Origin of the sequence: Pigmentiphaga sp. NML030171 (genome assembly GCF_002188635.1) — a bacterium.
GTDB lineage: Bacteria > Pseudomonadota > Gammaproteobacteria > Burkholderiales > Burkholderiaceae_B > Pigmentiphaga > Pigmentiphaga daeguensis.
Genome location: NZ_NINX01000024.1, coordinates 305,385 through 319,355 on the forward strand (window position 1 = coordinate 305,385; position 13,971 = coordinate 319,355).

The window sequence follows — 13,971 nt, forward strand, 5'->3', positions numbered from 1 at the left end:
GCCGGGCCGGCGCGGGCGGCCCTAAAATGAAGGCGTCTGCCGCCTTTTCGAACACCGCGTGTCCCCCGAGACGTTTCCCCCCGAATACCACCCGTTGCTGCTTACCGAAGCCCAGCGCCAGGCTTCCATGGACGCGGCCCTGAGCGCCTGGCGCCCGGGCGACGACGTCTGGCTGTACGCCTATGGCTCGCTCATCTGGAACGCCGGCTTCCCCCTGCAGGAACGGCGCCAGGCGGTCGTGCGCGGCTACCACCGTTCGCTGTGCCTGTGGTCGCGCATCAACCGGGGAACGGTGTCCGCGCCGGGCCTGGTATTCGGCCTGAACCGGGGCGGCAGTTGCCGGGGCTTCGTGCTGCGCATCGCCGCCGCCGACGTCCGGCCCGTCTTCGCGGTCTTGTGGGAACGCGAGATGATGATGGGTTCCTACCTGCCCCGCTGGCTGCGTTGCGAGACCGCCCAGGGGCCCGTCGACGCGCTGGCCTTCGTGATCGACCGGCGCGGCACGGGCTATGCCGGCGGCCTGCAGGAAACGGAGCTGCTGGCTGCCATCCGCCGGGGCCACGGGCGCTACGGCGCCTGCGTGGACTACGTGCTGGACACCGCGCGGGCGCTGCGCACCCACGGGATACGCGATCGCGCGCTGGAACGCCTGGCGCGCCGCCTGGCCGCCACGGGCGAGGACGGCGGCGGCGACCCGGTATAGTGAGGGCTGTAGTCTTTTCTTTCCGCCGACCATGTCCATCGCCGACATCCGCCAGAACTACCAGCAGGGCGCCTTGCTGGAAGCCGACGCTCCCGCCTCGCCGTTCGAATTGTTCGGAGCCTGGTTCGGCCGCGCCGTCACCGACCAGTTGCCCGACCCCAATGCCATGACGCTGGCCACCGTGGACGAACGCGGCCGCCCGGCCGCGCGCACCGTGCTGCTCAAGGGCTACGACGAACGCGGCTTCGTGTTCTATACCAACTACCAGTCGCGCAAGGGCCGGGACCTGGCCCACCTGCCCTATGCCAGCCTGCTGTTCTTCTGGCCCGTCCACGAACGGCAGATCCGTATCGAGGGCCGGGTGGAACGGACCTCGGACCAGGAGTCGGACACCTATTTCCACAGCCGGCCGCTGGCCTCGCGCATCGGCGCCTGGGCCTCGGACCAGAGCACCGAAATCCCCGACCGCGACGTGCTGCGCGCGCGGGAGACGCAATTGCGGGCCGAGCTGGGCGAGCATCCTCCGCGCCCCGCCCATTGGGGCGGATACCGCGTGGTGCCGGACTCCATCGAGTTCTGGCAGGGCCGGCCGTCGCGCCTGCACGACCGGCTGGTCTATCGTCCCCTGGCCGCAGGGGGCTGGCGCATCGTGCGCCTGGCGCCTTGATCGCCGCATGACCCCGCAGGACCAGTCTCCCGGTCCGGACGAGGCGGCGGACGACGAGAACGGCGCACAGCGCTCGTTCTTCGACGACGCGCCCGCCAGGCCGCCCGCCAAGGCCAGGGGCCGGGCCAGGACGATTCCCGCCGCCGAGCATCCCGACGCGCTGCGCCAGCTCGGCGCCGCGATGCCCGCACAGTTGCACCTGGGAACCTCGTCCTGGGCCTTCGCCGGCTGGAATGGCATCGTCTACGGCGCCAAGGCCAGCGAATCGCTGCTGTCGCGCGAAGGCCTGCCGGCCTACTCGTCCCATCCGCTGCTCAATAGCGTCAGCCTGGACCGCACCTTCTACGCGCCGCTGACCGCCGAACAGTACGCCCACTACGCGAACCAGGTGCCCACGGGTTTTCGCTTCGTCGTCAAGGCGCCCAACCTGGTGACCGACGTCGTCCTGCGCGACGATCGCGGCGCGCCGGCCGGCCCCAATCCCAGCTTCCTGGACCCGGTGCTGGCCACCGACCATTTCGTGACGCCCTGCCTGGAGGGCCTGGGCACGAAGGCGGGTCCGCTGGTGTTCCAGTTCTCGCCGCTGCCCCCCGAGATCCTGGGCGATCCCGCCGGCTGGGTCGCCCGCCTGTCGGCGTTCCTGGCCGCGCTGCCTGCGCTGCCCGCCTCGCAGGGCCACGAACGCCCGTTCTACGCGGTGGAGTTCCGCGACCCGCAGGCGGTCACGCCGCGCATGATGAAGATGCTGGCGGAGCGCGGCGTGCGCTACTGCGTCGCCATCCATGCGCGGATGCCGTCGGCGGCGCGCCAGATGCAGGCCGTGGCGGCGACCGGCCCCGGCCCGCTGGTGGTGCGCTGGAGCCTGCTGGCGGGCCAGCGCTACGAAGCGGCCAAGGCGCGCTTCTCGCCCTTCGACAAGATCCAGGTCCAGGATCCCGAAACGCGGCGGGTCCTGGCCGAAGCCGCGCTGGCCGCCCACGCCGCGGGCCAGCCGGCCTGGATCGTGGCCAACAACAAGGCCGAGGGCAGCGCGCCCCTGACGCTCGAGCTGCTGGCAAGGGAAATCGCGACACGCTCCGCGCCGCCCGGATAGAATGAGGGATTACAGCAACATCAGCCACGCAACCCGCGACCTGGGTGCGTCAGCCCTCCCCCCTGGATGCCCGCAGCTCTTCCGGACTTCGACTCCACCGCCTTCCGCTCCGCCCTGGGCCGCTTCGCCACCGGTGTGACGGTCGTCACCGCCATGGGCCCCGACGGCCATCCTGTCGGCCTGACGGTCAGTTCATTCAATTCGGTGTCGCTATCGCCGCCGCTGGTGCTGTGGAGCCTGTCGCTCACCTCCGGATCCCTGCAGGCGCTCGAAGCGGCCAGCCATTACGCGGTGAACGTGCTGGCGGCCGACCAGATCGACGTCGCCCGGCGCTTCGCCACGCGCGGCCATGCCGCCGACCGCTACGCGCACGTCACCTGGCGGCCCGGCAGGCATGGCGCCCCGCTGATAGACGGTTGCACGGCGTGGTTCGAATGCTATAACCGCAGCAGGTACCGCGAAGGCGATCACTGCATCTTCGTCGGCGAAGTCGAGCATTGCGGTCACACCGATGCCATGCCGCTGGTGTTCCATGCCGGAGGCTTCGACCTGACGCCGCAGCGCACGCGCAAGACTCCTTGACCCCATGACCGCCAGGCTTTCCATGCATCGTCGCACCGTCCTCGCCCTGCTCTGCGCCCTGTCCCTGACCGCCTGCAACGGCTATTTCGGCTCGTCCGACGATGACAGCGGCGGCGGCGGTGGAGGCGGCGGGGGCAACAGCGACGCCCAGGGCATCTGGACCGGCAACCTCACCAGCGACACCTTGTCGCTGAGCATGCTGGTCACGCCCAGCAACGAACTGTGGGCCATGTCCTGGAGCGAGGGCTTCAGCCAGGTGCGGCGCATGACCCGCGGCACCGGGTCCCTGAACGGCAAGGCCTTCACCGGCACGGGCAAGACCTTCGGCACCGGCGACACCACGGTCGAGACGGCCAACCTGACCGGGACGGTCACCAGCGCGTCCAGCTTCGACGGCAACCTGGGCCAGAACGTGACCTTCACGTCCAGCTTCAACAGCCAGTACAACGATGCCTTCGACCTGGCCAACTACGCCGGAACGTGGACGGGCCGCGACAGCACCAGTTCCGCCGTCACGATCACCGTGCAGTCCAATGGCGATTTCTCGGCCCGCTCGTCCATCAGCGGCCGGCCGGACACCTGCAACATCAACGGCGCGCTGGCCAGGGCTTCCTCGGGCAAGAACTACGCGACCACGACCTTCTCGTTCGGCAGCGCCACGAACTGCCTGAGCCAGCACGCGGGCGCCAGCATGCAGGGCGTGGCGATACGGTTGACGGAAAAGGACAAGCAGCCGCTGCTGCTGATCATGGCGACCAACAGCGGCCAGTCGGCGGGCTGGTTCGCCTACGCGCGCAAGCAGTAGATCAGGCCTCGCCCGACCCCACGGCCGCCCGTCCCAGGCGGTCGCGCACCGCCGTCCAGGCGGGCGCCGCGGGCGGCTGCTCGAACAGCAGGACATCCACTCCCTTGCCGTCCAGTTCGCGCAGGGTCGCGTACAGCGCCTGCGCATAGCGTTCGGGATCGGCGGGCGCCTCTAGCCAGCAGGCCGCGCCGCCCGGATCCTGGCGGGACCAGACCCCCGCCGAGCGGCCACGCGCCGCCTCGGCGGCGATCTCGTCCGCGAGCCGGCCGGCGTCGACCAGCCTGAGCGGCGTGCGCGGCGCATAGTGCGCCGACAGCGATCCCGATACGCGCGGCACCGGGCGTTGCGCGTCCATCTGGGCGCGGGTCAGCACGGGGCTGCCCAGCACCTCGGACAGGGCCAGGGCCGAGACATGGCCCGGACGCAGCAGGATGGGGATCTGGGTGGAGACGTCGACGATGGTCGACTCGATGCCGACTTCGCAGGGCCCGCCGTCCAGCACCAGCGGCACCGCGTCGCCGAACTCGTCGGCCACGTGAGCCGCCGTGGTCGGGCTGACCCGGCCGAAGCGGTTGGCCGACGGCGCGGCCAGGCCGCCGCCGAACGCGGCCAGGAGGGCCTGCGCGGCCGAATGCGAGGGACAGCGCAGCCCGACCGTGTCCTGCCCGCCCGTGACGGCATCCAGCACCCCGGCGGCGCGCGGCAGGATCAGCGTCAGCGGCCCGGGCCAGAATGCGTCCATCAGCCGGCGGGCGGCCTCCGGAATGCTGGCGGCCCAGCGCGACAGGTCGGCGCCGGCCGCGACGTGCACGATGACGGGATGGTCGTTGGGCCGGCCCTTGGCGGCGAAGATGCGCGCCACCGCCTCGGCGTCCGAGGCATCGGCGGCCAGGCCGTAGACCGTCTCGGTGGGCATGCCCACCAGTTGTCCGGCCTGGAGCAGCGCCACCGCTTGCGCGATGGCTTCCGGCGTGGGCGGCAGGATGCGCGCGCTCATGCGGCTACGGATAGGCGATGCCCAGCGCCGCCGCCACCTGCGCGGCACTGCGCTCGGCCTGCGCGCGGTCCGCGCCCAGGCAGGTCACGTGGCCCATCTTGCGGCCGCGCCGTGCCTCGGTCTTGCCGTACAGGTGCAGCTTGGCGGTGGGTGCCTGCAGGGCCCGGCCCCAGGCCGGTTCGGCGGCCTGTTCGCCCGCCTGGAACCAGATGTCGCCCAGGATGTTGAGCATGACCGACGCGGCCAGCGCATCGGACGACCCCAGCGGCTGGCCCGCCAGCACCCGTACCTGCTGCTCGAACTGGCTGGTGACGCAGGCATCGATGCTGTAGTGGCCGCTGTTGTGGGGCCGTGGCGCGATCTCGTTGACGATCAGGCGATCGCCCGGCAGCACGAAGAACTCCACGCACAGCACGCCGCAATACTCCAGCCCGGCCGCGACCTGCAGCGCCGCGGCGCGGGCGCGGCGCACGATGTCCTCGGAAGCGCGCGGCGACGGCACGGTCGAGATCGCCAGGATGCCGTCGCGATGCACGTTCTCGGAGACCGGATAGGTCACCACTTCGCCGTCGAAGCCGCGCGCGACCACGACGGAGATTTCGAACTCCAGCGGCAGCCTGGCCTCGAGCACGCAGGGCACGTTGCCGAACGAGGCGAACGCGGCGCGCGCCTGCTCGGCCGACTCGACCCGGGCCTGGCCCTTGCCGTCGTAGCCCAGGCGCGTGGCCTTCAGGATGCCCGGATACAGCGAGGCGGGCGCCGCGGCGATGTCGGCCTCGGCGCGGATCTCGGCATAGGGCGCCACGGGCACGCCTATCGAGGCGATGTAGCCCTTCTCGGCGATGCGGTCCTGGGCGATGGCCACCGCGCCGGCAGCCGGACTGACCTGGCAGCGCAGGGCCAACTTCTCGAGGCTGGCGGCCGGGACGTTCTCGAATTCGGTGGTAACGGCGGCGCAGCGCTCGGCCAGTTGCGCCAGGCCGGCCTCGTCGTCGTAGCCGGCACGGATGTGCAGGTCGGCCACCGCGCCGGCGGGACAATCGGCGATCGGATCCAGCACCGCCACGCGGTACCCCATGCTTTGCGCGGCATGGCAGAACATCCGGCCCAGTTGGCCGCCGCCCAGCAGCCCCAGCCAGCCGCCCGGCTGCACCACGCGCGCCTTCGCCTTGCCTTCGCTCATGCCTGTCCCCCCGGAGGCAGCGCCATCGCGCGCGCGGCCTCGGTCTGGCGGGCACGGAAGGCCTCGAGCTTCTTGCGCAGCGCCGGATCGGTACAGGCCAGGTTGGCCACCGCATGCAGCGCCGCGTTGGCGGCCCCGGCTTCGCCGATGGCGAAGGTGGCCACCGGCACGCCCTTGGGCATCTGCACGATGGAAAGCAGGGAGTCCTCGCCGCGCAGGTACTTGGACGGCACCGGCACGCCGAACACCGGCACCGGCGTCAGCGCCGCCAGCATGCCCGGCAGGTGGGCCGCGCCGCCGGCGCCCGCGATGATGGCGCGCAGGCCCCGGCGGGTGGCCTCGGCGCCGTACTCGACCATGTCGAGCGGCATGCGGTGGGCCGACACCACGCGGGCTTCATGCGCCACGCCGAACTCGTCGAGCACGGCGACGGCATGCTTCATGATCTCCCAGTCGCTGGAAGACCCCATGACGATGCCGATCTGCACCGCCTCGGGGGAAGAAGAGGAAGAAGGGGAACTGGACATGTGGGACCTTGCGGGCACCCGGCGTGCCGGGGCAGCGGGCGAGCGTCGAAAAGCGCGATTTTAACCCGCCACGGCATCGCCGCAGCGGGATGCCCGCCCCCTTGGGCGATCCCGCAACAGGACCTAGCCGATCAACGCATTGACCAGCGCGCCGCCGCCCACCAGCCAGACGAACAGCAGCCCGGCCAGCAGCAGCGGGCGCAAGCCGGCGCGGCGGATGGCGCCGACGTGGGTGGTCAGCCCCAGCGCGGCCATGGCGATGGCCAGCAGCAGGGTATCGAAGTCGATCGCGGCCGACATCAGCCAGTCGGGAATCGACACCAGCGAATTGAATACCACCATGGCGATGAAGCCCACGGCGAACCAGGGAATGCACAGGCCGCTGCCCTCGCCCTTGCCGTCGGCCTTGCCGCGCGCGCACTCCCAGGCCAGCCAGGCGGACAGCCCCAGCAGGAACGGAGCCAGCATCATGACGCGCACCATCTTGGCGATCACGGCGGTGTCGGCCGCTTCGGTTCCCACCGCGCGGGCCGCGGCGATGACCTGGGCCACCTCGTGCACCGTGGAGCCGACGTAGACGCCGAAGCCGTGCGTGCCGCCCGGGATCAGGCCCCACTGCTGGTTCAGTTCGTACAGGAAAGGATAGAGGAACATCGACACCGTGCCGAACACCACCACGGTCGCGACCGCCACCGCGACCTGGTCGGCCTTGGCGCGCAGGACCGGCGCGGTCGCCATGACCGCGGCCGCGCCGCAGATGGAGCCGCCGGCGCCGATCAGCCAGGCCGACGTCCGGTCGAGCTTGAACACCCGCGTGCCCACCAGCCATGCCAGGCCGAAGGTCGACAGCAGCATGACCGCGTCGATGGCCACGCCCGCGGCGCCGACGCCGCCTATGTCCTGCCACGTCAGGCGCAGGCCATACAGGATGACGCCCGCACGCAACAGGGTCTGCTTGGCCACCCCCACCCCGGCCGCGCTGGGCGCGGCGATGCGCGGATAGACGGTGTTGCCCACCAGCATGCCCAGCACGATGGCCAGCGTCAGCGCGCTGAACCCTCGGCTGGCGAAGAATTCCCAGCCCGCCAGCCCCATCGCGGCCACCCCGATGGCCGTGGCCAGGAGGAGGCCGGGGCCCGCCTGCCGGAAGAATCCGGCCTTGCCCTGAGACGGGCGGCCGGCGGCGGCGATGGAGGTAGCAGACGAATTCGACATAAGCTAATAACTTCTGGAATGAACGCCCTCCACTCTAAGCACGCTCTTCGATCCGTCAAAACGGTTTATTTTTGTATATTCAAGCTGGAAAACCGGTAATTCGAGTTATATGGAAGCCCTGCGCCTGACCCTGCGCCAATTGCAGATATTCGCCGCCGTCGCCAACACCGGCAGCACCAGCGCCGCCGCCGCGGCCGTGGCGCTGTCCCAGTCCGCCACCAGCGCGGCGCTGAACGACCTGGAGCGGGCCCTGGACATGGCGTTGTTCGACCGGGTGGGCAAGCGCCTGGTGCTCAACGACAACGGCCGGGAACTGCTGCCCCAGGCGCGCGAGCTGCTGGACCGCGCCACCGCGATCGAACGCTGGGCCCGCGACGGCCAGGGCCACGTGGGCGTGCTGCGCATCGGCGCCAGCACCACCATCGGCAACTACGTGCTGCCCACCCTGCTGGCGGGCTTCCAACGCGACCTGGCGGACAGCGGCCAGCCGCAATGGACGGCTCATGTCGCCATCGCCAACACGCTGGCCATCGCCACCCAGGTGGTGAATTTCGAGCTGGACCTGGCCCTGGTCGAGGGGCCGTGCGAACAGCCCGAACTGACCGTCGAGCCCTGGCTGACCGACGAACTCGTGATCGTGGCCGGCGCGCGCGACCCCATCGTGCCGCCGGCGGGCGGCCGGGTCTCGACCGCCCAGCTGCGCGCCGCCACGTGGCTGCTGCGCGAGGAAGGCTCCGGTACCCGCGAGACCATACGCGAGGCGCTGACCCCGCACCTGCACCACATGAAGTCGGGCATCGAGTTCGGCAACTCGGAAGCGATCAAGCGCGCCGCCGCGGGCGGGCTGGGCATTACCTGCCTGTCGCGCTGGGTGGTCAGCGACATGCTGGCGACCGGGGAACTGGTCGAGCTGCCCACGGGGCTGCCGCGCCTCGACCGCTCGTTCTACCTGATCTCCCACGCGCGCAAGCTGGCCACGCCCGGCGTGCGGCGCCTGACGGCCTACCTGCGGGCCTTCGCGCAGGATACGGCGGCGTAGGCGCGTCGCCCCGGACAGCGCGGCCCCCCGAAGCGAAAAATCAAGCACAATCTCTTTTTGCTTACCGCTTCATAGCCATAGGATTCCCGGTATGGATGTCACGCTAGCCAATTTCGAAAGCGAGGTCTTGCAGGCCTCGCGCGACAAACCGGTCCTGGTCGATTTCTGGGCCCCGTGGTGCGGCCCCTGCCGGTCCCTGACCCCGACCCTGGAAAAGCTGGAGCGCGACTATGGCGGCGCCTTCAAGCTGGTCAAGGTCAACGTCGACGAGAACCAGCAGTTGGCCGCCCACTTCCAGGCGCGCAGCATTCCGCTGGTCGTCGCCATCCTGGGCGGCCGGCCGGTGGACCAGTTCACCGGCGCACTGCCCGAAGGCCAGATCCGCGCCTTCATCGACCGCCTGCTGCCGCTGCCGCACGAACAGGAACACCAGCAGGCCATGGCGGCCATGCAGGCCGGGGACGTCCCCACCGCCGAGAAGCACCTGCGCGCGGCGCTGGTCCTGGACGCGGCCTACGATCCGGCGCGCATGGACTATGTCGAGCTCTTGCTGACCACGGGCCGCCCCGAGGACGCCAAGGCCCAGTTCGCGCTGCTGACGCCGCAGGCCAAGGCCGACCCCCACTACGCCAACCTGGAGACCGCGCTGAACGCGGTCGAGCAGGCGCAGGATTCGCCCGAGGAAACCGAGCTGCTGGCCCGTATCCAGCAGAACCCCGGCGACCTGCAGGCGCGCCTGGACCTGGCCAACAAGCGCATCGCGCGCCGCGCCTGGGCCGGCGCGATGGACGAACTGCTGGAAATCGTCCGGCGCGACCGCAGCTTCCAGGACGAGATCGGCCGCAAGACCATGATCGCCGTCTTCGACATGGCCTCGGCCCAACCCGAGCTGGTCTCGCAGTACCGCCGGAAATTGTCGACGGTATTGTTCTGACCCCCAGGGGAAGCCCACCCCCTACCCGCTGACGCGGGCCCCCTCAAGGGGGCGGCGCTGGCGGACCGGCAAAGCCGGATCCGCGGCGCCCAGGGTCTAGTGCCTGTTTCTTGGTACGCCACACCGTTGCTACCGCGGGCAGCCAGCGATAGCAACCGTGCTTCAGTCCAAGATACTTTCTCTAGACCCAGGAAACCGCGGATCCGGCTTTGCCGGTCCGCCGGTTTCGCCCCCTGGGGGGCGCGCGTCAGCGCGTAGGGGGGGTCCTCTTCTTCTATTCGAGTTTTATGCCGGTTTCGGCCACGACCTTGCCCCAGCGCTGCGTTTCGTCGGCGACCAGCTTGGCCAGTTCGGCGGGTGACGAGGGGGCCGGGTCGGCGTAGACGCCGGACAGTTTCTCCGTCACGGCGGGCTCGCGCAGCGCGGTCGCCACCATTTTCGACAATGCATCCACGGCGGACTGGGGCGTGCCCTTGGGGGCGAACAGCGCGAACCAGCCGCCCGACTCCAGGCCCGACACGCCGGATTCGGCGAAGGTGGGAATGTCCGGCGCGAAGCGCGAACGCTGGGTGCCCGTCACGGCGATGGCCTTGATGCGGCCGTCCTTGAGCAGCGGCATGGCCGGCGGCAGGCCGGCCACCACCAGGTCCAGTTCGCCGCGCGCCAGCGCCGGCAGGGCCTCGGCGAAGCTGCGGCTGTACGGGATGTGCAGCAGCTTGAGCCCATAGTTGCTTTGCAGGTAGGCGGCGGCCAGGTGCAGGTTGGTGCCGACGCCGGGCGTGCCATAGCGCAGTTCCTTCTGCCTGGCCAGGGCCAGGAACTCTTGCGGGTTCGAGGCCGGCAGCTTGGGGCTGGCCAGCAGCACGTTCTGGATGCGGGCCAGCAGCGCGACGGGCGCGAAGTCCTTCTCGGGCTTGATGCGCCAGTCGGGATAGAGATGGGTCAGGATGCCGTGCGTGTCCTTGCCGCCCAGCAGCAGCGTATAGCCGTCGGCCTTGGCGTCGGCCACGGCCTCGGTGCCTATCTTGCCGCCGGCGCCCAGTTTGTTCTCGACCACGAAGGATTGGCCGGTCTGGCGCGACAACTGTTCGCTCACGACGCGCGCGATCAGGTCCGGCGCCGTGCCCGGCCCATAGGGCACGACCACGCGCACGGGCCGGTCGGGATAGGAAGGTTTCTGGGCCGCCGCGGACGCGCAGACGAACAGGGCGGCGAGCGCGCAACGCGCGATGGATCGGTGCATGGAAGTCTCCTCGTATACGCACGCCCGTGTCTTTCGAATGGAGGGTCCGGCATGCGCAGACTCGATGCTAAACCTCTAAAACTCAAAAATCTATACTTTTGATTTTTTGAGGTCTAGAATGGGCGCCGATGATCGAACCGCAGGAGCATCATGGCCCGCTTACCCATCACCATCGCCACCTGGGACTATGACCGGGTCCGTCCGCTGCTGGACGGCCGCGTCACCGTCGAAGGCTGCGAGGTCAACTACCTTCCCATGCCGGTGGAAGAGTGTTTCCATCGCGCCTATTTCCACGGAGAATTCGACGTCGCCGAGATCGGCTTCAGTCCGTTCCTGATCGCGCTGTCGCGCGGCATCGCGCCCTACGTCGCCCTGCCCGTCTTCCTGTCGCGCACCTTCCGCCACTCCGCCATCTACATCCGCAATGACCGCGCCATCGCCAGCGCGGCCGACCTGCGCGGCAAGCGCATCGGCCTGCCCGAGTACCAGATGTCCGCCGTGCTGTGGGTGCGGGGTTTCCTGAAGGACGAGTACGGCATCGAGGCCGCCGACATCGAATGGGTCCAGGGTGGCCTGGAACAGTACGGCCGCAAGGACAAGTTCCCGCTCAATCTTCCGCCGGGCTTCCCGCTGTCGAGCGCGCCCCAGGGCCGCTCGCTGTCCAGCCTCCTGGCCAACGGCGAACTCGATGCCGTCATCTCCGCCCGAGCGCCTTCCTGCCTGCTCGACGGCCACCCCCGGGTGCAGCGCCTGTACCCCGACTATCGCGCGGTCGAGCAGGCGTACTACGCCCGCACCGGCCTGTTCCCCATCATGCACGCGCTGGGCGTGCGCCAGGACCTCGCCCAGGCGCATCCGTGGCTGCCCTCCAGCCTGTACAAGGCGTTCGCCCAGGCCAAGGAAATCGCCGAGCGCGACCTGCGCGAAGTCACCGCGCTGAAGATCGGGCTGCCGTGGGTGACCGCCGAGCTGGAAGCGACCGAGGCGGTCATGGGCCGGGACTTCTGGCCCTATGGCGTGGAAGCCAACCGCAAGACGCTGGAAGCGATGACGCGCTATTCGTACGAACAGGGGCTGGCCGTCCGCCAACTGGGCGTGGACGAACTGTTCGCGGCCAGCACGCTCGACCCCGTCCACATCTAGGAGCCGTCCATGCCCGCGCAACTGATCTGCTGTTCGCACAGTCCGCTCATGCTGGCGGATATCGAGGCGTCCGACCCCGAGGGCCAGCGCGCCTTCTTCGACCAGATGGAAACGGTCTCGCGCGAGGTCCATGCCTTCGCGCCGGACCTGGTGGTGAGCTTCGGCCCCGACCATTTCAACGGCTTCTTCTACGACCTGATGCCGGCGTTCTGCCTGGGCCTGGCGGCACACGGCACGCGCGACTGGGGACTGCCCGGCGGCCCGCTGCGCGTGCCCACCGAGCTGGCGCTGGAGTGCGCCCGGGCGCTGCATCGGCAGGACCTGGATACCGCCATTTCCTACGACATGTGCGTGGACCACGGCAACGCCATCTCGCTGACGCAACTGACGGGCGCGCTGGCGCGCTACGACGTGCTGCCCATCTTCCTGAATTGCGCCGCCGATCCGCGGCCGTCCATGCGCCGATCGCGCCTGTTCGGCGAGGCCGTGGGCCGCTTCCTGGCCACGCGCGGCCTGCGCGTGACCATCATCGGCTCGGGCGGCCTGTCGCACGATCCTCCCACGCCGCGCCTGCGCCAGGTGCCGCACGACATCGCGCAACGGCTGGTCAAGCGGCATACCCCCACGGCCGAGGAACTGGCCGCGCGCGAGGCCCGCGTGATCCAGGCCGGCCGCGACCTGGTCGCCGGCAAGGGGCCGTGCATGCCGCCCGACCGCGACTGGGACGAGGCCTTCATGGCCAAGCTGTGCGCGTACGACGTCGATGCCCTGGATGCCATCGACGATGCCGAGATCGACCGCAAGGCCGGCTTCGGCGGGCACGAGATCCGGGCCTGGGTCGCGGCCGCGGCCGCCGCGCGCGCGATCGAGACCCATCCCATGCAGGTGCGCTACTACCGGATCATTCCCGAGTGGCTGACGGGCATGGGCATCGTCACCGCCGGCTGACCCACCGACCACGAACCGACCAGGACACACCATGGCCCCCATTGCCCATCGCACCGGCACCGCCCGCAGCGGCGACGTCGAGATCTTCTATCGCCGCTTCGGCGCCCCCGGTGCCACGCCCGTCCTCATCGCGCACGGCCTGTCCTACTTCTCGTACGACTGGACCGGCATCGCCGAGGCCCTGGCCACCGATCGCGAAGTGGTCGCCGTCGACCTGCGCGGCTTCGGCGACTCCACCCGCAGCCTCGAGCGGCACTACGACCTGCGCGACTTCGCCGGCGACCTCATCGCCGTGCTCGACCATCTGCAGTGGCCGCGCGCGGTGCTGGCCGGCCACTCCATGGGCGGGCGGATCTGCCTGTGCACCGCGCACTGGTATCCCGACCGCGTGGCGGCGCTGGCCTGCCTGGACTTCGCGCCCGACGTGGCCGCCGCGGGCCGCCGCAATGTCGCCCTGCGCATCGGCAACCAGCCAGACGTCTTCGTATCCGTGGACGAGGCACTGGCCTACCACGGCCTGCCCGCCGGCCTGCCCGCGGACGCTCCCGCCAGGAAACGCTACGAAGCTTTCCTGCGGCCCGTTCCCGGCGGCTACGAGCTCAAGCGCGACCTGCACTTCCGCGACAGTTTCCGCCAGACCCTGCAGGGCAAGCCCGCCGCGCCGGGACCGGACCTGTGGGCCATGGTCAGGGAACTGCGGATACCGGCACTGTTCGTGCGCGGCAGCCGGTCCGACATGTTCGAGGCGCCCACGCTGGACAAGCTGCGGCTGGCCAACCCGCGTTGCCGCGCGGAAGAAATAGACGGCAGCCACGACCTGGCCGGCGACAACCCCGGGGACCTGGCGCGCGTGCTGCGCGCCTTCCTGCCCGCCGGCTGAACCGGCCGCCGG

14 protein-coding genes and 1 pseudogene are annotated in these 13,971 nt (G+C 70.1%); 10 read left to right on the top strand and 5 right to left on the bottom strand.

The annotated features are described in order from the left end of the window. Positions 1–58: 58 nt before the first annotated feature. From CDO46_RS07625 to CDO46_RS07645, 5 genes and pseudogenes are all read left to right on the top strand, one after another. Positions 59–703, top strand: coding sequence for a gamma-glutamylcyclotransferase (locus tag CDO46_RS07625; RefSeq protein ID WP_243724523.1), 645 nt, complete (start codon positions 59–61; stop codon positions 701–703). Between the two features lie 31 nt (positions 704–734). Next, on the top strand, positions 735–1,370 hold the full coding sequence (gene pdxH / locus CDO46_RS07630; RefSeq protein WP_087837926.1) for a pyridoxamine 5'-phosphate oxidase: 636 nt from the start codon (positions 735–737) through the stop codon (positions 1,368–1,370). Positions 1,371–1,551: 181 nt separating this feature from the next. After that, a pseudogene (locus CDO46_RS07635) lies at positions 1,552–2,463 on the top strand (DUF72 domain-containing protein); the annotation flags it as partial. Positions 2,464–2,529: 66 nt separating this feature from the next. Then, positions 2,530–3,045 (top strand): flavin reductase family protein, encoded by a 516-nt coding sequence (locus CDO46_RS07640; RefSeq protein ID WP_087837928.1) that lies wholly within the window; start codon positions 2,530–2,532, stop codon positions 3,043–3,045. 22 nt (positions 3,046–3,067) lie between these two features. Next, the gene (locus CDO46_RS07645; protein WP_087837929.1) at positions 3,068–3,850 is read left to right on the top strand and encodes a hypothetical protein; all 783 of its coding nucleotides are present in this window, start codon (positions 3,068–3,070) and stop codon (positions 3,848–3,850) included. 1 nt (position 3,851) lies between these two features. On the opposite strand, the gene CDO46_RS07650 is transcribed toward CDO46_RS07645, so the two are convergent. From CDO46_RS07650 to CDO46_RS07665, 4 genes are all read right to left on the bottom strand, one after another. Then, positions 3,852–4,847, bottom strand: coding sequence for an L-threonylcarbamoyladenylate synthase (locus tag CDO46_RS07650; RefSeq protein ID WP_087837930.1), 996 nt, complete (start codon positions 4,845–4,847; stop codon positions 3,852–3,854). A gap of 4 nt (positions 4,848–4,851) precedes the next feature. Further along, positions 4,852–6,030: a 5-(carboxyamino)imidazole ribonucleotide synthase gene (locus tag CDO46_RS07655; RefSeq protein WP_087837931.1), complete on the bottom strand. Its 1,179-nt coding sequence runs from the start codon at positions 6,028–6,030 to the stop codon at positions 4,852–4,854. Next, entirely contained in the window at positions 6,027–6,557 is a 531-nt protein-coding gene (purE, locus tag CDO46_RS07660) for a 5-(carboxyamino)imidazole ribonucleotide mutase (protein WP_165963163.1), read from the bottom strand. Before purE ends, CDO46_RS07655 begins: the two co-directional genes overlap by 4 nt. Before the next feature lie 123 nt (positions 6,558–6,680). Further along, a complete protein-coding gene (locus tag CDO46_RS07665; protein ID WP_087837932.1) occupies positions 6,681–7,772 on the bottom strand; it encodes a YeiH family protein in 1,092 nt (363 codons plus the stop codon). 109 nt (positions 7,773–7,881) lie between these two features. On the opposite strand from CDO46_RS07665, the gene CDO46_RS07670 reads away from it, so the two are divergent. Both CDO46_RS07670 and trxA read left to right on the top strand, forming a co-directional pair. After that, complete coding sequence (locus CDO46_RS07670; RefSeq protein WP_207958644.1) at positions 7,882–8,811, top strand: LysR family transcriptional regulator; 930 nt, start codon at positions 7,882–7,884, stop codon at positions 8,809–8,811. Positions 8,812–8,902: 91 nt separating this feature from the next. Beyond that, positions 8,903–9,745: a thioredoxin gene (gene trxA / locus CDO46_RS07675; RefSeq protein WP_087837933.1), complete on the top strand. Its 843-nt coding sequence runs from the start codon at positions 8,903–8,905 to the stop codon at positions 9,743–9,745. A gap of 274 nt (positions 9,746–10,019) precedes the next feature. Here the strand turns inward: trxA and CDO46_RS07680 are convergent, their stop codons facing one another. Continuing rightward, positions 10,020–10,988, bottom strand: coding sequence for a tripartite tricarboxylate transporter substrate binding protein (locus CDO46_RS07680; protein WP_087837934.1), 969 nt, complete (start codon positions 10,986–10,988; stop codon positions 10,020–10,022). Between the two features lie 150 nt (positions 10,989–11,138). Between CDO46_RS07680 and CDO46_RS07685 the strand changes: the two genes are divergently transcribed. Genes CDO46_RS07685 through CDO46_RS07695 form a run of 3 tightly spaced genes read left to right on the top strand, consistent with a single transcriptional unit; the run spans position 11,139 to position 13,959 of the window. After that, entirely contained in the window at positions 11,139–12,131 is a 993-nt protein-coding gene (locus CDO46_RS07685; protein ID WP_087837935.1) for a 4,5-dihydroxyphthalate decarboxylase, read from the top strand. 9 nt (positions 12,132–12,140) lie between these two features. Next, on the top strand, positions 12,141–13,079 hold the full coding sequence (locus tag CDO46_RS07690; protein ID WP_087837936.1) for a 3-carboxyethylcatechol 2,3-dioxygenase: 939 nt from the start codon (positions 12,141–12,143) through the stop codon (positions 13,077–13,079). Between the two features lie 31 nt (positions 13,080–13,110). Continuing rightward, positions 13,111–13,959 carry an alpha/beta fold hydrolase gene (locus tag CDO46_RS07695; RefSeq protein WP_087837937.1) on the top strand — a complete coding sequence of 283 codons (849 nt, stop codon included), beginning with the start codon at positions 13,111–13,113 and terminating at the stop codon, positions 13,957–13,959. Positions 13,960–13,971: the final 12 nt, after the last annotated feature.

Bases quoted from the DNA above. Each gene is read 5' to 3' on its own strand.
- pdxH (WP_087837926.1), top strand. From the start codon at position 735: ATGTCCATCGCCGACATCCGCCAGAACTACCAGCAGGGCGCCTTGCTG.
- CDO46_RS07640 (WP_087837928.1), top strand. From the start codon at position 2,530: ATGCCCGCAGCTCTTCCGGACTTCGACTCCACCGCCTTCCGCTCCGCC.
- CDO46_RS07645 (WP_087837929.1), top strand. From the start codon at position 3,068: ATGCATCGTCGCACCGTCCTCGCCCTGCTCTGCGCCCTGTCCCTGACC.
- CDO46_RS07650 (WP_087837930.1), bottom strand. From the start codon at position 4,847: ATGAGCGCGCGCATCCTGCCGCCCACGCCGGAAGCCATCGCGCAAGCG.
- CDO46_RS07655 (WP_087837931.1), bottom strand. From the start codon at position 6,030: ATGAGCGAAGGCAAGGCGAAGGCGCGCGTGGTGCAGCCGGGCGGCTGG.
- purE (WP_165963163.1), bottom strand. From the start codon at position 6,557: ATGTCCAGTTCCCCTTCTTCCTCTTCTTCCCCCGAGGCGGTGCAGATC.
- CDO46_RS07665 (WP_087837932.1), bottom strand. From the start codon at position 7,772: ATGTCGAATTCGTCTGCTACCTCCATCGCCGCCGCCGGCCGCCCGTCT.
- CDO46_RS07670 (WP_207958644.1), top strand. From the start codon at position 7,882: ATGGAAGCCCTGCGCCTGACCCTGCGCCAATTGCAGATATTCGCCGCC.
- trxA (WP_087837933.1), top strand. From the start codon at position 8,903: ATGGATGTCACGCTAGCCAATTTCGAAAGCGAGGTCTTGCAGGCCTCG.
- CDO46_RS07680 (WP_087837934.1), bottom strand. From the start codon at position 10,988: ATGCACCGATCCATCGCGCGTTGCGCGCTCGCCGCCCTGTTCGTCTGC.
- CDO46_RS07685 (WP_087837935.1), top strand. From the start codon at position 11,139: ATGGCCCGCTTACCCATCACCATCGCCACCTGGGACTATGACCGGGTC.
- CDO46_RS07690 (WP_087837936.1), top strand. From the start codon at position 12,141: ATGCCCGCGCAACTGATCTGCTGTTCGCACAGTCCGCTCATGCTGGCG.
- CDO46_RS07695 (WP_087837937.1), top strand. From the start codon at position 13,111: ATGGCCCCCATTGCCCATCGCACCGGCACCGCCCGCAGCGGCGACGTC.